This is a genomic window from Burkholderia sp. Bp9099 (genome assembly GCF_003857805.1).
Classification (GTDB): Bacteria; Pseudomonadota; Gammaproteobacteria; order Burkholderiales; family Burkholderiaceae; genus Burkholderia.
Genome location: NZ_QTPU01000023.1, coordinates 12,838 through 33,178, shown reverse-complemented (window position 1 = coordinate 33,178; position 20,341 = coordinate 12,838). Strand labels below are relative to the sequence as shown.

Annotated in this window: 19 protein-coding genes; 11 read left to right on the top strand and 8 right to left on the bottom strand. The window is 66.4% G+C overall.

Annotated elements, in window-relative coordinates:
• Nucleotides 1-43: 43 nt before the first annotated feature.
• Both DIE17_RS25495 and DIE17_RS25490 read left to right on the top strand, forming a co-directional pair.
• Nucleotides 44-595, top strand: a complete 552-nt coding sequence (locus tag DIE17_RS25495) for a cysteine hydrolase family protein (protein WP_124522189.1) — start codon at nt 44-46, stop codon at nt 593-595.
• Nucleotides 592-1,215 carry an HAD family hydrolase gene (locus DIE17_RS25490; RefSeq protein WP_124522187.1) on the top strand — a complete coding sequence of 208 codons (624 nt, stop codon included), beginning with the start codon at nt 592-594 and terminating at the stop codon, nt 1,213-1,215. The genes DIE17_RS25495 and DIE17_RS25490 overlap by 4 nt, the downstream gene beginning before the upstream one ends.
• 130 nt (nt 1,216-1,345) lie before the next feature.
• On the opposite strand, the gene ettA is transcribed toward DIE17_RS25490, so the two are convergent.
• The 3 genes from ettA to gcvA all read right to left on the bottom strand — a co-directional run bounded on the left by ettA (nt 1,346) and on the right by gcvA (nt 4,542).
• Complete coding sequence (ettA, locus tag DIE17_RS25485) at nt 1,346-3,013, bottom strand: energy-dependent translational throttle protein EttA (protein ID WP_044845892.1); 1,668 nt, start codon at nt 3,011-3,013, stop codon at nt 1,346-1,348.
• 189 nt (nt 3,014-3,202) lie between these two features.
• A complete protein-coding gene (locus tag DIE17_RS25480) occupies nt 3,203-3,511 on the bottom strand; it encodes a DUF3761 domain-containing protein (RefSeq protein ID WP_124487898.1) in 309 nt (102 codons plus the stop codon).
• Between the two features lie 113 nt (nt 3,512-3,624).
• The gene (gene gcvA / locus DIE17_RS25475; RefSeq protein ID WP_124522185.1) at nt 3,625-4,542 is read right to left on the bottom strand and encodes a transcriptional regulator GcvA; all 918 of its coding nucleotides are present in this window, start codon (nt 4,540-4,542) and stop codon (nt 3,625-3,627) included.
• Nucleotides 4,543-4,735: 193 nt separating this feature from the next.
• Between gcvA and DIE17_RS25470 the strand changes: the two genes are divergently transcribed.
• The 5 genes from DIE17_RS25470 to DIE17_RS25445 all read left to right on the top strand — a co-directional run bounded on the left by DIE17_RS25470 (nt 4,736) and on the right by DIE17_RS25445 (nt 10,697).
• Nucleotides 4,736-6,055, top strand: a complete 1,320-nt coding sequence (locus tag DIE17_RS25470; RefSeq protein ID WP_124522183.1) for an MFS transporter — start codon at nt 4,736-4,738, stop codon at nt 6,053-6,055.
• 103 nt (nt 6,056-6,158) lie between these two features.
• Complete coding sequence (locus DIE17_RS25465; protein WP_124522181.1) at nt 6,159-6,503, top strand: MmcQ/YjbR family DNA-binding protein; 345 nt, start codon at nt 6,159-6,161, stop codon at nt 6,501-6,503.
• Between the two features lie 457 nt (nt 6,504-6,960).
• Nucleotides 6,961-8,352 carry a GABA permease gene (gabP, locus tag DIE17_RS25455; protein ID WP_124487902.1) on the top strand — a complete coding sequence of 464 codons (1,392 nt, stop codon included), beginning with the start codon at nt 6,961-6,963 and terminating at the stop codon, nt 8,350-8,352.
• Between the two features lie 374 nt (nt 8,353-8,726).
• Nucleotides 8,727-9,596 carry an alpha/beta fold hydrolase gene (locus tag DIE17_RS25450; protein ID WP_124522177.1) on the top strand — a complete coding sequence of 290 codons (870 nt, stop codon included), beginning with the start codon at nt 8,727-8,729 and terminating at the stop codon, nt 9,594-9,596.
• A 39-nt stretch (nt 9,597-9,635) separates the two neighbouring features.
• Nucleotides 9,636-10,697, top strand: coding sequence for a radical SAM protein (locus tag DIE17_RS25445; RefSeq protein ID WP_124522278.1), 1,062 nt, complete (start codon nt 9,636-9,638; stop codon nt 10,695-10,697).
• Nucleotides 10,698-10,773: 76 nt separating this feature from the next.
• Here the strand turns inward: DIE17_RS25445 and ychF are convergent, their stop codons facing one another.
• Nucleotides 10,774-11,868 carry a redox-regulated ATPase YchF gene (gene ychF / locus DIE17_RS25440; RefSeq protein ID WP_059532716.1) on the bottom strand — a complete coding sequence of 365 codons (1,095 nt, stop codon included), beginning with the start codon at nt 11,866-11,868 and terminating at the stop codon, nt 10,774-10,776.
• Nucleotides 11,869-12,115: 247 nt separating this feature from the next.
• Between ychF and DIE17_RS25435 the strand changes: the two genes are divergently transcribed.
• From DIE17_RS25435 to DIE17_RS25420, 4 genes are all read left to right on the top strand, one after another.
• Nucleotides 12,116-13,294 carry a UbiH/UbiF family hydroxylase gene (locus DIE17_RS25435; RefSeq protein WP_124487905.1) on the top strand — a complete coding sequence of 393 codons (1,179 nt, stop codon included), beginning with the start codon at nt 12,116-12,118 and terminating at the stop codon, nt 13,292-13,294.
• Between the two features lie 90 nt (nt 13,295-13,384).
• Nucleotides 13,385-14,113 (top strand): DsbC family protein, encoded by a 729-nt coding sequence (locus tag DIE17_RS25430; RefSeq protein ID WP_044845883.1) that lies wholly within the window; start codon nt 13,385-13,387, stop codon nt 14,111-14,113.
• A 126-nt stretch (nt 14,114-14,239) separates the two neighbouring features.
• The gene (locus DIE17_RS25425) at nt 14,240-16,039 is read left to right on the top strand and encodes a M61 family metallopeptidase (protein ID WP_124522173.1); all 1,800 of its coding nucleotides are present in this window, start codon (nt 14,240-14,242) and stop codon (nt 16,037-16,039) included.
• Between the two features lie 147 nt (nt 16,040-16,186).
• Nucleotides 16,187-16,783 carry an FMN-dependent NADH-azoreductase gene (locus DIE17_RS25420; protein WP_124487907.1) on the top strand — a complete coding sequence of 199 codons (597 nt, stop codon included), beginning with the start codon at nt 16,187-16,189 and terminating at the stop codon, nt 16,781-16,783.
• A gap of 128 nt (nt 16,784-16,911) precedes the next feature.
• On the opposite strand, the gene DIE17_RS25415 is transcribed toward DIE17_RS25420, so the two are convergent.
• From DIE17_RS25415 to trpD, 4 genes are read right to left on the bottom strand one after another with little or no spacing between them, the layout of a single operon-like run.
• Complete coding sequence (locus DIE17_RS25415; RefSeq protein WP_124487908.1) at nt 16,912-17,853, bottom strand: uracil-DNA glycosylase; 942 nt, start codon at nt 17,851-17,853, stop codon at nt 16,912-16,914.
• Nucleotides 17,854-17,866: 13 nt separating this feature from the next.
• A complete protein-coding gene (locus DIE17_RS25410) occupies nt 17,867-18,493 on the bottom strand; it encodes a CYTH domain-containing protein (RefSeq protein ID WP_044845879.1) in 627 nt (208 codons plus the stop codon).
• On the bottom strand, nt 18,493-19,278 hold the full coding sequence (gene trpC, locus DIE17_RS25405) for an indole-3-glycerol phosphate synthase TrpC (RefSeq protein ID WP_044845878.1): 786 nt from the start codon (nt 19,276-19,278) through the stop codon (nt 18,493-18,495). The genes DIE17_RS25410 and trpC overlap by 1 nt, the downstream gene beginning before the upstream one ends.
• Before the next feature lie 29 nt (nt 19,279-19,307).
• The gene (gene trpD / locus DIE17_RS25400; protein WP_039318793.1) at nt 19,308-20,339 is read right to left on the bottom strand and encodes an anthranilate phosphoribosyltransferase; all 1,032 of its coding nucleotides are present in this window, start codon (nt 20,337-20,339) and stop codon (nt 19,308-19,310) included.
• Nucleotides 20,340-20,341 lie beyond the last annotated feature (2 nt).

The window sequence follows — 20,341 nt, the reverse complement described above, 5'->3', positions numbered from 1 at the left end:
TACTGGCCGCGCGACGGCCGGACCACGACGGAGAGGGCAATCGATGGCAGACACCGCAGTGATCGTGATCGACATGCAACGGGGGCTGGTGCAGCGGGCGCGGCCCGCGTACCGGCTCGACGACGTCGTGTCGGGCATCAACCGGCTGACGGCGGCGGCACGTGCGGCAAACGCGCCCGTGTGCTTCGTGCAGCACGACGGCGATGCGGACGACGACATCGTGCCCGGCACGCCCGGCTGGGAACTGCATGAGGAACTGATCGTCGGTCGCACCGACTGGCGCATCCGCAAGCAGGTGAGCGATTCGTTCCACGACACGCCGCTCGCCGCGCAGCTCGACGGCCACGGCATTCGTTCGGTGCTGATCTGCGGTTATGCGACCGAGTTCTGCGTCGATTCGGCCGCGCGCCGCGCGGCACTGCTCGGCTATCGGACGACCGTCGTGTCCGACCTGCACACGACGAACGAGCGCGCGCACCTGTCGGCCGCGCAGATCGTCGCGCATCATCACTTCGTGTGGGAAAACAATACGCTGTCGGGCAATGCGGTGACGCCGCGTCCGCTCGCCGACGTGCTTGCCACGGAGTTCGCATGACGATCAAGGCGGTGGTGTTCGATTTCGGCGGCGTGCTGATCGACTGGAGCCCCGAGTACCTGTACCGGCAACTGATTCCAGACGAAGCCGAGCGCCGCTGGTTCCTCACGCACGTGTGCGCGATGGACTGGGTGATCCGGCAGGACGGCGGGCAGACGATCGACGACGGCACGAGCGAGCTGGTCGCGAAGTTTCCGGCGCACGAGACGCTGATCCGCGCGTTCTACGCGCGCTGGCACGAGATGATCGGCGGCGTGCTCGACGAAGGCGCCGCGCTCGTCGACCGGCTCGATGCGCAGGGGATGCCGCTCTTCGGGCTGACCAACTGGTCCGCGCAGACCTTTCCGTATGCGTGGGACAACTTCCCGGTGCTGCGGCGTTTCAAGGACATCGTCGTGTCGGGCCGCGTGAAGCTCGTGAAACCCGATCCGGCGATCTACCGCGAGATGCATGCGCGGATCGATCCGCACCTGCCGGGCATTGCGCCGCATGAGCTCGTGTTCATCGACGACAACGCGAAGAATGCCGCGGCCGCGACGGCACTCGGCTGGCATGGCATTCATCACACGAGCGCGGCCGCGACCGAGACGCGTTTGCGCGAACTGGGCGCGCTCGCGTAGGCGTCGCGCCGGACCGCCGGATGAAAAAAGCGGGCCATGAGCCCGCTTTTTCGTTCTGCCGATCTGGAAGCGGCCGCATTCGGCACCCGGCGTCGTGTCGCCGCGTCGCCGGATGCACGGGCCGCGCCACTTAGCGGCTGATCGGCTTGTAGCGCAGGCGCTTCGGCTTCGCGGCTTCCTCGCCGAGGCGCGCACGCTTGTCGGCTTCGTATTCCTGGTAGTTGCCGTCGAAGAACGTGACCTGCGAATCGCCTTCGAACGCGAGGATGTGCGTCGCGATCCGGTCGAGGAACCAGCGATCGTGCGAGATCACCATCACCGAGCCGGCGAATTCGAGCAGCGCGTCTTCCAGCGCGCGCAGCGTTTCGACGTCGAGGTCGTTCGACGGTTCGTCGAGCAGCAGCACGTTGCCGCCGGAGATCAGCGTCTTCGCGAGGTGCAGGCGGCCGCGTTCGCCGCCCGACAGGTTGCCGACGATCTTCTGCTGGTCGCCGCCCTTGAAGTTGAAGCGGCCGATGTACGCCCGCGACGGCGTTTCGTACTTGCCGACCGTCAGCACGTCGGCGCCGCCCGAGATTTCCTCGAACACCGTCTTCGAGCCGTCGAGCGCATCGCGGCTCTGGTCGACGTACGCGAGCTTCACGGTCGGGCCCATCACGACTTCGCCCGAATCCGGCTGTTCCTTGCCGGTCAGCATCTTGAACAGCGTCGACTTGCCGGCGCCGTTCGGGCCGATGATGCCGACGATCGCGCCGGCCGGAATCTTGAAGTTCAGGTTGTCGATCAGCAGGCGGTCGCCGAACGACTTGCTGACGTTCTTGAACTCGATCACTTCATTGCCGAGGCGGTCGCCGACCGGAATGAAGATTTCCTGCGTTTCGTTGCGCTTCTGGTATTCCTGGCTGTTCAGCTCCTCGAAGCGCGCGATACGCGCCTTCGACTTCGCCTGGCGGCCCTTCGGGTTCTGGCGCACCCACTCCAGTTCCTTCTTGATCGCCTTCTGGCGCGCCGATTCCGACGCTTCTTCCTGCTTCAGGCGCTCTTCCTTCTGGTCGAGCCAGCTGCTGTAGTTGCCCTTCCACGGAATGCCGTGGCCGCGGTCGAGTTCGAGAATCCACTCGGCCGCGTTGTCGAGGAAATAGCGATCGTGCGTGACGGCGACGACGGTGCCCGGGAAGCGCACCAGGAACTGCTCGAGCCAGTCGACCGATTCCGCGTCGAGGTGGTTGGTCGGTTCGTCGAGCAGCAGCATGTCCGGCTTCTCGAGCAGCAGCTTGCACAGCGCGACGCGGCGTTTTTCACCGCCCGACAGGTGCTCGATCTTCGCGTCCCACGCCGGCAGGCGCAGCGCGTCGGCGGCCACTTCGAGCTGCTGCTCGGGGCTGCCGCCGTCGCTCGACGCGAGGATCGCTTCGTATTTCGCCTGCTCGGCCGCGAGCGCGTCGAAGTCGGCGTCCGGTTCCGCATAGGCCGCGTAGATTTCCTCGAGCTTCTTGTTCGCCTGGAACAGGTCGCCGAGGCCTTCCTCGACGGCTTCGCGCACCGTCTTCGTCGGATCGAGCTGCGGTTCCTGCGGCAGGTAGCCGATGTTCAGGTTCGGCATCGGCGTCGCTTCGCCTTCGATGTCCTTGTCGACGCCCGCCATGATGCGGATCAGCGTCGACTTGCCCGAGCCGTTCAGGCCGAGCACGCCGATCTTCGCGCCGGGAAAGAACGACAGCGAGATGTCCTTCAGGATCTGGCGCTTGGGCGGCACGATCTTGCCGACCCGGTTCATCGTGAAAACGTATTGGGCCATTTGGGTGTGAAACTCAGAAAGGGTTGAGACTGCCGCGCAGCGCATCGGCGTGCGTGGCGTCGGGTGATTCGGTACGGAGCGTGCCGCGCGGGGCGCGGCGGTGTCGCCGCGGGTTGGCGGCGCGAGCGCGTATTGTACTTCGGCGCCGGCTGCCGCTGGCACCGCGCTGGCCATTCGGCCGACCCGCGTTCACAGCCATCCGGCGACGCCGCCGTGCCCGGAGCAGGTGCCGCGCCGATGGCGGCTGAAGCTGTACGTGCCGTCGCGGCAGCGCGCGCTCGCGCCCTCGGGCACGCGGCCCGATTTCGAATGCGCCGGTGCATGGACGGTGTCGCCGTCGCGATTGCGGTACGTGTCGTGCCGGTCGAGGTCGGCTTCGCTGCCGTAGCCGGGCGACGCGCGATAGGCGTGCGCCGCGGGCGGCAGGGCGGCGCACGCGACGAACAGCGCGGCCGACAGGGTTGCGATGCGTGTCGCGCGGCGGAGCAGGGCGGGCATGGTCTCTCTGCGGATGTCGTTGTCCGTTGCCGGTGGCTGGCGGGCCGACGGCCCGGGCCGCATGTTAGCCGATCGGCTCGAGATCGTTGCCGCCGCCCCGCGCTGCAGCGACGCTACGCCGTGCCCGTCATCGATGCCGCGCCGTCGGCCTGGGCTGCCTCGAGAATCCACCGACGGAACGCGGCGACTTTCGCGCGCTCCGCATGATGCGGCGGATAGACGAGGTAGTACGCGAAGTCGTCGAGCCACGCGACGTCGGCAAGCTGCACGAGCCGGCCGCTCGCGAGCTCGCCGCGCACCATCGCCGCCGGCAGCAGGCCGGCGCCCTGGCCGGCGAGGATCGCCTGCAGCAACAGACTGGAATCGTCGAACGCGGGGCCGCGCGGCGGGCCGAAATCGGCGATTCGCTGCGCGTCGAACCAGATGTGCCAGCCCTTGCGTTCGGCGTCGTGCAGATGCGGCCATCCGGCCAGGTCGGCGGGCGTGGCCGGCATGCCCAGCCGCGCGACGAGTTCCGGCGCCGCAAGCGCGACGATCTCCACGGTCAGCAGCCGTTCGCTGCACAGCCCGATGTAGCGGCCGAGACCGTGGCGGATCGCGACGTCGACGCCGTCGCGCGAGAAATCGGCGAGCGCATGGCTCGCGACGATCTGCAGGTCGACGTCCGGGCATGCGTCGCGGAACTGCGCGAGGCGCGGCACGAGCCATGCGGATGCGAAAAACGGCGTGACGCTCACCGTCAGCACGCCGCTGTCGGCGGCGCCCGACACGCGCTGCGACGCGTCGGCGATTTGCCGGAACGCGTTGCGCACGGGCGGCAGATAGTCGCGGCCCGCGGCGGTCAGCAGGATGCCGCGGTTCACGCGCTCGAACAGTTGCACGCCGAGATGGGTCTCGAGCGTGCGGATCAGCTGGCTCACCGCGCCGGGCGTGACCGACAGCTCTTCCGCTGCCGATTTCACCGACAGGTGGCGGGCCGCTGCCTCGAACGCGCGCAACGCGTTGAGCGGTGGCAGACGGGAACGGTTCATTGAGTTTTTCTAAAGCGAAAGGCCGACGAAATATCGTTTGAGGCAAGGCATGCGCGCGAGTACCGTTGTCGCATCGGATCGGATTCGTCACGGCTGCTTCGCGGCGGTCGATGCGATCAACATAGTTCAACTATATCCATGAGGCAATCCGGACGCCGCGCGGCGTCCGGCGGAACCTGAGAGGACCATCGTCATGAGCGGCCCGCGCGCGTCGCGCGTCTTCTACGGCTGGTATGTGGTGGCGGCCGCGTTCGCCGTCACGTTCGTCGGCTTCGGCAGTGCGTACACGTTCAGCGCGTTCGTCGAAGCGCTGCAGCGGGATTTCGCCGCATCGCGCGGGCAGATCTCGCTCGTGTTCTCGCTGGCCGGCTTCCTGTATTTCGGCTTCGGCATCGTCAGCGGCCCGCTTGCCGATCGTTTCGGCTCACGGCGGCTCGCCGTCACCGGCATGTTGCTGACGGCGGCGGGTCTCGCGGCGGCCGGCGCCGCGCATACGCTGCTGCAGGTCTATGTCGCGTACGGGCTCGGTGTCGGCCTCGGCGTCGGCTGCGCGTATGTGCCGGCCGTCGGCGCCGTGCAGCGCTGGTTCGTGCGGCGGCGCGGCTTCGCGTCGGGGCTCGCGGTCGCGGGGATCGGCGTCGGCACGCTCGTGATGCCGCCGCTCGCCGCCGCGCTGATCGCGCACGTCGGCTGGCGCGGCGCCTATTTCACGCTTGCGGCGCTCGCCGTCGCGATCGGCGCCGGGATGTCGCTGCTGATCGAGAACGACCCGCGCGGGCGCGGGCTGTTGCCGGACGGGGAGGCCGTGCATCCGGCCGCCGGCGGAGGCTTGCCGGAAGCGGGCGGGCACACGGCAGGGGCCCCGGACTCCGTGAACGCTGCTGATCGCGCGCGGGCTGCCGCAGCGGCGCCCACCGGCGCGACGCTGCGCGAGGCCGTCACGTCGCGACCGTTCGCGAGCCTCTACGCGGCGTGCCTCGTGTGCTCGTTCGGCGTCTTCGTGCCGTTCGTGCACCTCGTGCCGTATGCGCTCGATCATGGCGTCGCATCGTCGACGGCCGTGCTGCTGCTCGGCGCGATCGGCGTCGGCAGCACGGCTGGGCGCTTCTTTCTCGGTGGCCTCGCCGACCGCTTCGGCCGCCGCGCATCGCTGCTCGCGATGTTCGCGGGCATGGCCGTCGCGCTCGTCGCGTGGGCCGGCGCCGGCAGCGTCGCGACGCTGGCCACGTTCGCACTCGTGTTCGGCGTGTTCTACGGCGGCTGGGTCGCCGTCCTGCCCGCCGTCGTGATGGACTACTTCGGCGGCCGCAACGTGAGCGCGATCATCGGCGTGCTGTACACGAGCATCGCGTTCGGCACGCTGATCGGGCCGGCTGCGGCCGGTTTCATCTACGACGCGGGTGGCGGTTATCTCGTGCCGATCCTGGCCAGCGCGGCCGCCAATGCGATCGCGTTCGCGATCGTCGCCACCACCGGCCGCGCGCAGATGGCCGTGCGCGCGGCCGGCCGCTAGACGCGCGTCGCCCGCTGCGAGGCACGGCGCCTTCCAGCTAGGCGCGATCTACGATTTCCGCTACGGTGGCCGGATCTCGATCATCGACGGCTGGAGGCGCATCGTGACATTCGACGAAGTGCGGCAGATCGCGCTCGCATGGCGCGGCGTCGAGGAGGGGGCGTCGTACGGCACGCCCGCACTCAAGGTGAAGGGCAAGATGCTCGCTCGCCTGCGCGAGGACGGCGATACGCTCGTCGTGAAGGGCGTCGGCCCCGACGAGCGCGCGTGGCTGATCGAAGCGGAACCCGACGTGTATTACCTGACCGACCACTATGCGGGCTGGCCGATCGTGCTGGTGCGCCTGTCGGCCGCGCATCCCGACGCCGTGAGAAACCTGCTTCTGCGCGAATGGCGCGCGATCGTGCCGGCCAAATGGCGCGACGCAGGGCCGGACGACGCCAACTGAGCCGCGCCGGCGCCGCACGCGATCCGCTTCGACGGAACGTGTTCACCATGATGCCGAGCGGGCACGCGCCGTCATCACTTGCCCGATCCGGTTGCCCGCAGGCGGACGCCGAACCGGATCATGCGTTGCATCGGTTCGCATCGATGCAACAAGTGGATCCATCGAAATTCTTCAATTGGTTCTTAGTGAAGAACCGTTTGATGCTTACACTCCTTCGCTTCGAAGGCGGCTGACCGACAGCCGACGGAAAGGGCGCACGCGATGCGCCGGCACCTCGTGCGCCGCATCGCACCCGCGGCTTCGCAGACTGCGTCGCGCACCGACCGGAACAGGCTCGACCCGGCTTCCTGCCCGTATGCGCGCATGCGCGGCGGGCTGCCGGGTTCAACAACGACAACTCCCCGCCGCCTTCACGCGACACCCGGTCATACCAGAACCGTTTTTTGGAGAGAGACACATGAGTGGAAGCAAGACAGGCCTCGGCACGGGTCTGAAGCAGCGGCACGTGACGATGATGTCGATTGCCGGCGTCATCGGCGCGGGCTTGTTCGTCGGCTCCGGCCACGCAATCGCGGAAGCCGGCCCGGCTTCGATCCTCGCGTATGCGATCGCGGGCGTCCTGGTCGTGCTGGTGATGCGCATGCTCGGCGAGATGGCCGTCGCGCATCCGGACAGCGGTTCGTTCTCGACCTATGCCGATCGCGCGATCGGTCACTGGGCGGGCTTCTCCATCGGCTGGCTGTACTGGTGGTTCTGGGTGCTCGTGATCCCGATCGAGGCAACCGCTGCGGCTACCATCCTCAATGCGTGGTTCCCCGGCGTCGCGACCTGGATCTTCGCGCTCGGCATCACGCTGCTGCTGACGATCACCAACCTCTTCTCGGTCAAGAACTACGGCGAATTCGAATTCTGGTTCGCGCTGATCAAGGTTGTCGCGATCGTCGTGTTCCTGTGCATCGGCGGTGCGGCAATCGTCGGCATCGTGCCCGCGCCGGCCGTATCGGGCGTGTCGAACCTCTTCGCGCACCAGGGCTTCATGCCGAACGGCGCCGGCGCGGTGCTCGCGGCGATGCTGACGACGATGTTCTCGTTCCTCGGTACCGAGATCGTGACGATCGCGGCCGCCGAGTCGGACAACCCGCAACGCCAGATCGTGCGTGCGACCAATTCCGTCATCTGGCGTATCACGCTGTTCTATCTCGGCTCGATCCTCGTCGTCGCGGCGATCGTGCCGTGGAACGATCCGCTGCTGCCGAAGCACGGCTCGTATCAGCGTGCGATGGAGCTGATCGGCATTCCGAACGCGAAGGCAATCATCGACGTGATCGTGCTCGTGTCGGTCGCGAGCTGCCTGAATTCCGCGCTGTACACCGCATCGCGGATGCTGTTCTCGCTGTCCAAGCGCAAGGACGCACCTGCGTTCCTGCACAGCACCGATTCGACCGGTACGCCGCGTGCGGCCGTGCTGGCATCGACCGCATTCGGTTTCCTGACCGTGATCGCGAACTACCTGATGCCGGAGCAGGTGTTCGGCTTCCTGTTGGCGACGTCGGGTGCGATCGCGCTGCTCGTGTATCTCGTGATCGCGATCTCGCAGCTGCGGATGCGCAAGACGCTCGAATCGGGCGGCGCCGACCTGACGCTGCGGATGTGGCTGTTCCCGTGGCTCACGTGGGCGGTGATCCTGTTCATCTGCGGCACGCTGACCGTGATGTTCGTCAGCGAGGAACACCGGATGGAAGTCGGTGCGACGGCCGTGCTCGCGCTGCTCGTGCTGTTTGCGTCTTGGCTGAACAAGCGCGGTCGCGATGCGCGAGCGGGGGCGGGGCGGCGGGTGTCGGCGATGTGATGAAGTGACGATGCGGCAGCGGGCCTGAGCGTTCGCTGTCGGTTGGCGGAGAGGTTCCCGTCGTAACAAATGGCCTGATCGGCAAAAGCCGGTCCGGCCATTTGTCTTTCAGAACAAGCGGATGCCGTTTCCCGTGTCGACATGGATTTTTCGGCGACAGCGGCGGTATCGACATTTGTGGTCAAAAATCGAACTTGTCTGATTTCATTGGCGGCAGTGACTTAATACATTGATCACTTCGATAACCGGGGTGAATCGATGGGCGAATCGATTTGGAATCCTTTGTTATACGGCTGGATTCAGAAACCAGGCCGTAGGTTCGTTACCGAATACGGGGCGCATCTTCCCGTGTTCACCCTATCGAGCCCAGAGCGATGAGCGGGCGGCCGATACCCCATGTACGCGCTGCATTTCATGCACGCGACGGTTTTCCCTTGGGGGGCACGTATTTTCCTGCGGCCGGTGCCACTTGTTTACCGGTACTCATTTGCCCTGCAACGGGCCTTCGCCAGTCCTTTTATTTTCCATTCGCGGATTGGCTGCGCGCAACGGGATATTCGGTATTCGTATTCGATTATCGGGGGATGGGGGCGTCGCTCGACGTGCGTCACGTTCGCCAGTCGCGTGCCCGCAAACAAGACTGGGGGCAGCTTGACATGCCCGCAGCGCTTGACTGGCTTCTTCGAGAAACCGGCGCGAGCGAAGCGCATCTGATCGGTCATAGTGCCGGCGCACAACTGGTCGGACTGATGCCGAATCACGCGTCGGTACGCTCGCTGTGTGCGATATCCGCTTCATCCGGATACGTCGGCAACATCCGGTGGCCGAATCGAATTGCCGCATTGTCGCTGGCAAATGTCTACGTCCCGGTTACCGCACGTCTGCTCGGCTATGTGCCTGCCCGGGTGCTCGGCTGGGGCGACGATCTGCCTGCACGCGTCGGGCTTCAGTGGGCCCGATGGTGTCGCCGCCCCGGATACGTAGCGAACGAGTTCGGGGTCGGCATTGCGCGTCATTACTACAACGAATTCTCCGCTCCCGTCACCGTAGTCGCAGCGACTGACGATCCGCTCGCGACGCCGGCCAATATCGAAGACTGGCTGCGATGGTTGCCGCGAGCCAGATGTCACGTCCATTTCATCAGCCCGGAAAAATGCGATGGCCGCGCAATCGGTCACGTCGGCATGTTCCGCCGCCAGCATGCGTCGCTGTGGCCGGAACTCACCAGAGGATTGCTGAGTTGACGCTCAGGCCCGCTTGCGTCCTCAAATCAGGAGACCACGATGGACGATTCAATCGACATGAAGATGCGCTTCAAAGCAGTCAGAAACGAAGCGAGGGAGACGCGCGCGTCGCTTTACCATCTCACCAATCGATGCAATTTGCGCTGCAAGGGGTGCTGGTTCTTCGAAAACGAATTCGACGTCGCGTCGGATGAGTTGAACGATACGTTGCATCTCGAGGCACGCGTGAAGGATGAGGCGGCGCGCGGGATCAACGCGCCATTGCTGATAGGCGGCGAGCCCGCGCTTTATCTGGACCGGATAAGCGTGTTCAGGAAATACATGCCGAAGGTGTCCGTTTCGACAAACGGGCTTCGACGAATTCCTTACGAGGGTTTCGAAGATGTCACCATTGCGGTCTCGGTGTTCGGTGGCGGCCCGCTCGATGACGAACTACGCGCGATCGGCCCGAACGGAAAGCGTTTCACTGGCTTGTTCGACAAGGCGTTGGCTAATTATCGCGACGACGAACGGGCAGGTTTCGTCTTTGCCGTGTCGATCGATGGAATGGCTTATATCGAAGAAACGGTGCGCAGGATCCGGGATAACGGAAATCGACTGCTGTTCAATTACTACAGTCCATACGATGTTGCCGGGCCGCTTCGCCGACGTGGTGAGGAGCAACTCCTGAACGTATTGCTCGAATTGAAGGCCAAATACCCTGAAACCGTGGCGAGCCATCCGTACTACCTGGCAGCACTCATGCGTGGGGAAACCGCCTGGGGAACATTCGGCTATGCCAGTTGCCCGAGTGTCAGCGAAGGTCATCCGCAGAATGCGGAACGGTTTGCCTCGGGGTGGCCCGCGTTGCCGAAATTCAACGCGTATCGCGCAGACCTGCATACGCTGGCGCGCTGCTGTACTTCAGGAGAATGCGCGAAGTGTCGCGACAGCCAGGCCGTGATGTCGTGGTTGCTCGTTAACGCCAAGCATGTGCTGCAGGAAGCCGATGGACTTAGGACATGGACGGAGGTCGCGGAGAGCTATTTCAGTCAGTTCGTCTGGTCAAGTTACCATCCGCGCAACCGCGTTGGGCGCACGTCGGATTGCACGGTGCAGTAATGCGATGCAGTTGCCGGAATCGAAAATCAAAAAGCCCGCAAAATGCGGGCTTTGTGCATGGGTATCGGAGCGAGGTTCAGACGTTGAACAGAAAGTTCATCACATCCCCGTCGTGCACGACGTATTCCTTCCCTTCCGCACGCATCTTCCCGGCTTCCTTCGCACCTTGTTCGCCCTTGTACGCGACGAAGTCGTCGAATGCGATCGTCTGCGCGCGAATGAAGCCGCGCTCGAAGTCCGTATGAATCACGCCGGCCGCTTGCGGCGCCGTGTCGCCGATGTGGATCGTCCACGCGCGCACTTCCTTCACGCCCGCGGTGAAGTAGGTCTGCAGGCCGAGCAGCTTGAAGCCCGCGCGGATCACGCGGTCGAGGCCCGGCTCTTCCATGCCCATGTCGGCGAGGAACGCTTCCTTGTCCGCATCGTCGAGATCGGCGATTTCCGCCTCGATCGCCGCGCACACCGCGACCACCGGCGAGTTCTCGCTTTCCGCGTACTTGCGCACCGCTTCGAGGTGCGGGTTGTTCTCGAAGCCGTCGTCCTTCACGTTCGCGACGTACATCGCCGGCTTCGCGGTGATCAGGCAGAACGGCTTGAGCAGCGCCTGCTCGTCGTCCGACAGATCGAGGCCGCGCACGGCCTTGCCCTGGTCGAGGTGCGCGCGCACCTTCTCGAGCACCGCGGCGAGCTTCACCGCTTCCTTGTCGTTGCCGGACTTCGCGGCCTTCGAGTAGCGCGTGAGCGCCTTCTCGACGGTGCCGAGGTCGGCGAGCGCGAGTTCGGTGTTGATCACTTCGATGTCGTCGATCGGGCTGACCTTGCCGGCGACGTGGATGACGTTGTCGTCCTCGAAGCAGCGCACGACGTGCGTGATCGCATCGGTTTCGCGGATGTTCGCGAGGAACTGGTTGCCGAGGCCTTCACCCTTGCTCGCGCCCGCGACGAGGCCCGCGATGTCGACGAATTCGACGACGGCCGGCACGATGCGCTCGGGGTTGATGATCTCGGCGAGCGCCTTCAGGCGCGTGTCAGGCACTTCGACGATGCCGACGTTCGGCTCGATCGTGCAGAACGGGTAGTTCTCGGCGGCGATGCCGGCCTTGGTCAGCGCATTGAACAGGGTGGACTTGCCGACGTTGGGCAAGCCGACGATGCCGCATTTGAGACTCATGGAATCCTTCGGACGGGTGGAGCGGCGCGGCCGGACAAGGCACGGCGGCGCGGGAAAATAGGGACGGCCGGCGCGCGGGGCGCGGCGGGCCGACGTTCAAAGGCGCTATTGTACCGTGCCGACGCCCCGGTTTCCGGCCTTCACCCGAACGCCCGATGCGACGGGCCGCCGCGCTGCCGGACCCGCCTGCGATTCTGCTGATTTCCCGCAAAGTCCGGCCGCGTAAGGGATTGGCCCCACGGCTATAATGCCCGCCATGACTGCCCACCACACCTTCGACGTCGCCGTGGTCGGCGGCGGGCTCGTCGGCAAGACGGCCGCGCTCGCACTGACCCAGTCCGGCTACAAGACCGCCTTGCTCGCCCAGCCGGCCACGCCGCGCCCCGCCGATCTCGCGTTCGACACCCGCATCTACGCGCTGTCGTCCAGCTCGCAGGCATTGCTGGAGCGGCTGCGGGTCTGGCAGGCGCTGGACCATGGCCGGCTCGCGCCGGTGTACGACATGCGCGTGTACGGCGACGCGCACGCGGAGCTGCATTTCTCCGCGTACCAGGCCTCCGTGCCGCAACTGGCCTGGATCGCCGAATCGTCGCTGATCGAGACGTCGCTGGACGCGGCGCTGCGGTTCCAGCCGAACCTCACGTGGTTCGACGCGCGTGCACAGGGCTTCGACGTGCGCGACGACGCGGCCGTGCTGACGCTGTCGTCGGGCAAGGTGCTCGAAGCGGACCTCGTGGTCGGCGCGGACGGCGCGCATTCGTGGGTGCGTTCTCAAATGGGGGCCAGGGTCGAGCGGCGCGATTACCGGCAGACGGGCGTCGTCGCGAACTTCAAGGCGTCGCTGCCGCACCGCGAGACGGCCTGTCAGTGGTTTCACGAAGGCGAGATCATTGCGTTGCTGCCGCTGCCGGACGGTCACGTGTCGCTCGTATGGTCCGCGCACACCGCGCATGCGGACGAACTGCTCGCGCTCGATCCCGCGCAGCTCGCGGCGGAAGTCGAGCGCGTGTCGCACGGCCAGGTCGGCACGCTGGAATGCGTGACGCCGGCGGCCGGCTTCCCGCTCGCGCTGCAGACCGTCGACAAGCTGATCGCCCCGCGCGTCGCGCTCGTCGGCGATGCCGCGCACCTGATCCATCCGCTCGCGGGGCAGGGGATGAACCTCGGGCTGCGCGACGTCGCGGCACTCGCCGATGCGATCGCGAACAAGGAGAGCTTCCGCAACCTCGGCGATACGGTGCTGCTGCGCCGCTACGAGCGCTCGCGCCGCGAGGACATCCGCGCACTGATGGTCGCGACCGACGGGCTGCAGCGGCTGTTCGCGGTTCCGGGCTCGTTCGCGAAGGCGGTCCGCAACGCGGGCATGGCGTTCGTCGGCGCGCAACCGCTCGTGAAGCGCTGGCTCGTGTCGGCCGCGCTTGGCTGAGCGAACCTTCGCGCCCTCGGCCTGTCGGACTGGGCTCCGTTACGGCGTACACTGTGACGTGCACTCCGATTGAGCTGAAGGAACGACAGGATGAAAAAAACGATCCGCATCGCATCGCTGGCGCTGGCCGTCACGATGGCGACGCTCGGCTGTACCGCGCAGGCCGACCAGACCACCGACAAGCTGAAAGCCACGCTGCAAGCGCGTCTCGGCAACGACGCGCCGATCAAGAGCGTGTCGAAGTCGCCCGTCGCGGGCCTGTACGAAGTGAACCTCGGCACGCAGATCATCTATAGCGATGCAGCCGGCGACTACGTGCTGCTCGGCGATCTCGTCGACACCAAGACGCACAAGAACCTGACCGACGCGCGCCTGTCCGACCTCAACAAGATCGACTTCGCGAGCCTGCCGCTCGCCAACGCGATCAAGGTCGTCAAAGGTAACGGCGCCCGCAAGATCGCGGTGTTCTCCGATCCGAACTGTCCGTACTGCAAGCGCCTCGAGACGACGCTGCAGTCGGTCGACAACGTGACCGTCTACACGTTCCTGTACCCGGTGCTGTCGCCCGATTCGACCACGAAGTCGAAGGCGATCTGGTGCGCGACCGACCGCGCGAAATCCTGGGAGGGCTGGATGCTCGACCATCGCGTGCCGACCGGCGCCGGCGCCTGCGATACGACCGCGCTCGACAAGAACCTCGCGCTGGGCCGCGGGATGAACGTCACCGGCACGCCGACGATCTTCCTGCCCGACGGCCGCCGCCTGCCGGGCGCGGTGTCGGCCGACCAGCTGAACCAGGCGCTCGCGTCGAGCAAGTAACCGGCGACACGCCGGGCCGCACGGCCCGGCCAGCGAGGGGCGCCCGCGATCTCTGCCGGCGCCTCTCTTCGTTTCCGCCGCCGTATTCCGTCTGATTCCCCGTCCGATTTTCGACCGATTGCCACGATGACCCAGCCGATCCGCTATTCGATTGCCCCGAAAGATCTTGCCGCGCACCTGTTCGAAGTGACGGTGACGGTCACCGATCCCGATCCCGAAGGCCAGCGCTTCTCGCTGCCGGTATGGATTCCGGGCAGCTACCTCGTGCGCGAGTTCGCGCGCAACATCGTGACGCTCGCCGCGTTCAACGACGCGGGCCGCAAGGTACGGATCGCGAAAACCGACAAGAACACGTGGCAGGCCGCGCCGGTGAACGGCGCGCTGACGTTGCGCTATGACGTGTACGCATGGGACCTGTCGGTCCGCTCCGCGTATCTCGACGACTCGGGCGGCTTCTTCAACGCCACGGCCGTGTTCCTGAGCGCCGCCGGCCGCGAGGATGCGCCATGCGAGGTCGACATCGCGAAACCGGCGGGCCCGGCGTTTCGCACGTGGCGGGTCGGCACGTCGTTGCCCGAGGCACGCGGGACCAGGCGCTACGGGTTCGGCGCGTATCGCGCAGCGAACTACGACGAGCTCGCCGACCATCCGGTGACGATCGGCGAATTCGCGCTGGCGACGTTCGACGCGCACGGTGTGCCGCACGACATCGTGATCGCCGGGCGTGTGACGCAGCTCGACATGGAGCGGCTGCGCACCGACCTGAAGCGCGTGTGCGAAGCGCAGATCGCGCTGTTCGAACCGAAATCGAAACAGGCGCCGATGGACCGCTACGTGTTCATGACGCTCGCGGTCAGCGACGGCTACGGCGGCCTCGAGCACCGTGCGTCGACCGCGCTGATCTGCAACCGCACCGACCTGCCGGTGAAGGGCCGGCCGGAAACGACGGAAGGCTATCGCACGTACCTCGGCCTTTGCAGCCACGAGTATTTCCATACGTGGAACGTGAAGCGCATCAAGCCGGCGGCGTTCGTGCCGTACGACCTCGCGCGCGAAAACTACACGTCGCTGCTGTGGCTGTTCGAAGGCTTCACGTCGTATTACGACGACCTGATGCTGGTGCGCAGCGGGCTGATGTCGCAGGACGAATATTTCGCGGCGCTCGGCCGTACCGTCGGCGGCGTGCTGCGCGGTACGGGGCGCCTGAAGCAGAGCGTCGCGGACAGCTCGTTCGACGCGTGGATCAAGTACTACCGTCAGGACGAGAACGCGACCAACGCGATCGTCAGCTATTACACGAAGGGTTCGCTCGTCGCGCTTGCGTTCGATCTCGCGATCCGCGCGCAGACGCGCAACCGCAAGTCGCTCGACGACGTGATGCGTCTGCTGTGGCAACGCTACGGCCGCGAGTTCTATCGAGGCAAGCAGGCGGGTGTCGAAGAAAACGAGGTCGAGACGCTGATCGAGGAAGCGACGGGCGTCGCGCTCGGCCGGCTGTTCGCGGACGCCGTGCACGGCACGCGCGACCTGCCGCTCGCCGACCTGCTGGCGCCGTTCGGCGTGACGCTCACGCCGGAGGTTGCAGCGGGTGCGACCGCGAAGCCGACCATCGGCGCGCGGCTGCGCGGCGGCGTGGACTGCACGCTGGCGGCGGTCTACGAAGGCGGCGGCGCGCATCGCGCGGGGCTGTCGGCGGGCGACACGCTGATCGCGCTCGACGGGCTGCGCGTCACCGGCACGAACCTCGACATGCTGCTCGCGCGTTACCGGCCGGGCGACAAGGTCGAGGTGCACGTATTCCGCCGCGACGAGCTGCGGACCGCGAAACTGAAACTGGACGGGCCGGAAATCGCGCGCTACCGGCTCGCGGCCGCCGCGAAACCGGCTGCCGCGCAGAAGGCCCGCGAAGCCTGGCTGAAGGGCTGAGCATGCACGGGCGGGTTTCGGGGCGCGATCATGGATTGTTCTGTTGCTGCAACAATCCGTCGCCCTGAACCCGCTTTTTCGCGGCCATGCGGCCACGCACAATGGCGTCACTCGCGCTACCGAAGCGCAACCAAACCGGAGCCTGACATGACGACCATTCTGCAAATCAATTCCGCGGCGCGCTCGCAAGGTGCGCAATCCACGCTGCTGGCCAACGAACTGACGGCAAAGCTGCAACAATCGAACCCCGGTTCGAAGGTCGTGGTTCGCGACCTGCTGGCCGACGCGCTGCCGCACCTCGACGAATCGGTGCTCGGCGCATTCTTCACGCCGGCCGACCAGCGCAGCGCGGAACAGAATGCGATCGTCGCGAAGAGCGATGCGCTGATCGCCGAACTGCAAGCCGCCGACATCGTCGTGATCGGCGCACCGATGTACAACTTCGGCGTGTCGTCGCAACTGAAGACGTATTTCGACTGGATCGCCCGCGCAGGCGTCACGTTCCGCTACACCGAGAACGGTCCGGAAGGCCTGATCAAGGGCAAGAAGGTTCACGTGGTGACGGCGCGCGGCGGCAAGTACCTGGGTACGCCGAACGACAGCCAGACGCCGTACCTGCGCTCGTTCCTCGGCTTCATCGGCCTGACCGACGTGAACTTCATCCACGCTGAAGGCCTGAACCTCGGGCCGGATGCGCAGAGCGCCGCGCTCGCCAGCGCACGCGAAGCGATCGCTGCCGTCTGAGGCCGACGCGGGTGCGCCGCACCCGCTGCGTCCGACGGATGAAAAAAACGCCGCGTCCCGAAAGGGGCGCGGCGTTTTTGCTTGATGCGGACGAAGGCGAAACGTGAAGCGCTAACCGCGCAACGCGGTTACGCAAGCGTTTCGGCCACCTCCGGCAGGCGCCAGTCGATCGGCTCGCGCCCAGCGTCGACCAGATAGTCGTTCGCGAGCGCGAAGTGGCGGCAACCGAGGAAACCGCGGTGAGCGGACAGCGGCGACGGATGCGGCGCCTCGAGCACGCAGTGCGCGCTCGCATCGAACAGCGCGCGCTTGGCCTGCGCATGCGCGCCCCACAGCATGAACACGAGGCCGCGATGGCGGTTGGCGAGTTCGCGGATCAGCGTGTCCGTGCATTGCTCCCAGCCGCGCTTCGCGTGGCTCGCGGCCGCACCGCGCTCGACCGTCAGCACGGTGTTGAGCAGCAGCACGCCCTGGCGCGCCCAGGTATCGAGGCAGCCGTGACGCGGCGTGTCGTGGCCGAAATTCGCGGCGATCTCCTTGAAGATGTTGCGCAGCGACGGCGGCGTGCGCACGGCCGGCGGCACCGAGAACGCGAGGCCGTGCGCCTGCGGCGTGCCGCGGTCGTCGCCGTGGTACGGGTCCTGGCCGAGGATCACGATCTTCACGTCGTCCGGGCTCGTCAGGCGCAGCGCGCGGAACACGTCGGTCGGGTAGACCGTCTTGCCGGCCGCGCGTTCGTCGTCGACGAAGCGGCACAGCGGCGCATACGCGTCGCTGTCGGTGAAGGGTTTCAGCACGTCGCGCCAGACGGCCGGCAGCGCGTCGAATTGCGCGGCGAGGTGCGGGACATCCGCGACAACAGGGGCGGCGGGAGTGCCGGGAGCGTCGGCGGCAGCGGGCTGCGGCGCGGCGGAAACCGGCGCGGCGGCCGCGGCCTTCTTTGCGGGCTTGCGCCCGGCTGCGGCCGGCGCAGGCGCCGGGGCGGGAACATCGTCCTGCGCCGTTTCCGGCACGGGATCATCGAACAGCGACGCCTGCTGCGGCGTGCGGAAAGTCTTGCGGGTTGCCATGCGTGATGCGGGTTTATTGCGCGCGCAGCCGGTAGCCGCGTTGCGCCTTGCTGATGTTTTCGGGGGCGAGGCCCGGCAGCGCCTGCTGCAGTTCGGCGGCGAGTGTCGCGAGCGCCGCTTCCGGGCCGTCGATCAGTTCGAGTTCGATTTCGCTGATCGGTTCGCGGCGCGTATCGTGTTCCGCCTGGACGACGATCTCGCCGACGTCCACCGCGGCCTCGACGGTTGCGCCGCCGATTGCGATGCGCCACAGCGTACGCGAAAAATCCGTCCGGAACAGCGCGTGCAGCGCGGGCGCCGCATCGCGCAGCGCGCCGGCAGCCTCCGGCACGTCGCACGCGGTGACCAGCGCGTCGATTTCGAGCGCATCGCCGGCGACCGGCAATTCCCATTCATGGCGGCGATGCAGGCCGGCTTCGGCGCTGCCGACGGTCTTGAAGGTCTGCAGCCAGCCGTGCGGCGTGCGGCGCACGCGCACCGCGCTCTTCGAACGAGCCAGCGCGAGGTCGGGCGTGTCGTAGTAGACGTTCGCCAGCGCGATCACGTTACCGGTTTCGCCGGTCAGCGTCTCGAAAAAGCGCCGCGCCGCATCGGCCTGGCCGGCCGGCAGTGCGAGCTTGATTTCCTTTTCGATCGCCATCAGAAGAACATCCGCGCCAGTTCCTCGCCCGGCTGGTCGGCGCGCATGAACGCTTCGCCGACGAGGAACGCGTTCACGTTCGCCGCGCGCATCGTGTCGACGTCGGTGCGCGACAGGATGCCCGACTCGGTCACGACCATGCGATCCGGCGGAATCATGTCGAGCATGTCGAGCGTGGTCTGGATCGTCGTCTCGAACGTGCGCAGGTTGCGGTTGTTGATGCCGAGCAGCGGCGTCTTCAGCGTCAGCGCCTGTTCCATCTCGTCGCGGTCGTGAACTTCGACCAGCACCGCGAGGCCGAGCGAGTGCGCGTATGCCTCGAGGTCCTGCATCAGCGGCGTGTCGAGCGCGGCCGCGATCAGCAGGATCGCGTCGGCGCCCATCGCGCGCGCCTCGAGGATCTGGTACGCGTCGACGATGAAGTCCTTGCGCAGCACCGGCAGCGTGCACGCCGCACGCGCTTCCTCGAGATAGCGGACGCTGCCCTGGAAGAATTGCTCGTCGGTCAGCACCGACAGGCACGCCGCGCCGTGGGCCGCATACGAGCGCGCGATGTCGGCCGGCACGAAATGCTCGCGCAGCACGCCCTTCGACGGGCTCGCCTTCTTCACTTCGGCGATTACCGCCGCCTGGCCCGCTGCCTGCTTCGCGCGCAGTGCGCCGACGAAGTCGCGCAGGTCGCGCGCCGATGCGTCCAGTTTCAGTGCCTCGAGCGGCGTGCTGCGCATGGCCGCCGCGACTTCTTCGCGCTTGACGGCGATGATTCGGTCGAGAATGTCGCTCATGTGGGTTCCTGCTTGATTCGTAAAGGGAGTCAGCGCTTGAACTGCTGCGTGAAGCGCACGAGTTCGTCGACCTTCGCGCGTGCCTTGCCGCTCGCGATCGCTTCGCGGGCGAGCTGGATGCCGTCGGCGATCGATTCGGCGATATTGGCTGCATAGAGCGCGGTGCCCGCGTTCAGCGTGACGATCTCGCGTGCGACACCCGGCTGGTTGTCCAGCGCGCCGAGCAGCATCGTGCGCGATTCCTCGGCATTTTCCACCTTCAGCGTGCGGTTCGATACCATCTGCAGGCCGAAGTCCTCCGGATGGATCTCGTATTCGTGCACCTTGCCGTCGCGCAATTCGCCGACGAGCGTCGCGGCGCCCAGCGATACTTCATCCATCCCGTCCTTGCCGTACACGACCAGCACGTGCTGCGCGCCGAGGCGCTGCATCACGCGCACCTGGATGCCGACGAGGTCGGGGTGGAACACGCCCATCAGCTGGTTCGGCGCGCCGGCCGGATTGGTCAGCGGGCCGAGAATGTTGAAGATCGTCCGCACGCCGAGCTCGCGGCGCACGGCCGCGATGTTCTTCATCGCCGGATGATGGTTCGGCGCGAACATGAAGCCCATGCCGGTTTCGGCGATCGATGCGGCAACCTGGTCGGGCTGCAGGTCGATGTTCACGCCGAGCGCCTCGAGCACGTCGGCGCTGCCGGACTTGCTCGACACGCCGCGGTTGCCGTGCTTCGCGACCTTCGCGCCGGCCGCCGCCGTGATGAACATCGACGCGGTCGAGATGTTGAACGTGTGTGCACCGTCGCCGCCCGTGCCGACGATGTCGACGAAGTTCGAGTTGTCCTGCACTTCGACGTGGTTCGCGAATTCGCGCATCACGGTCGCGGCGGCGGCGATCTCGCCGATCGTCTCCTTCTTCACGCGCAGCCCGGTGATGATCGCGGCCGCCATCACGGGCGACATGTCGCCGCGCATGATGAGCCGCATCAGGTGCAGCATTTCGTCGTGGAAGATCTCGCGGTGCTCGATCGTGCGTTGCAGCGCTTCCTGCGGGGTAATCGTCATCG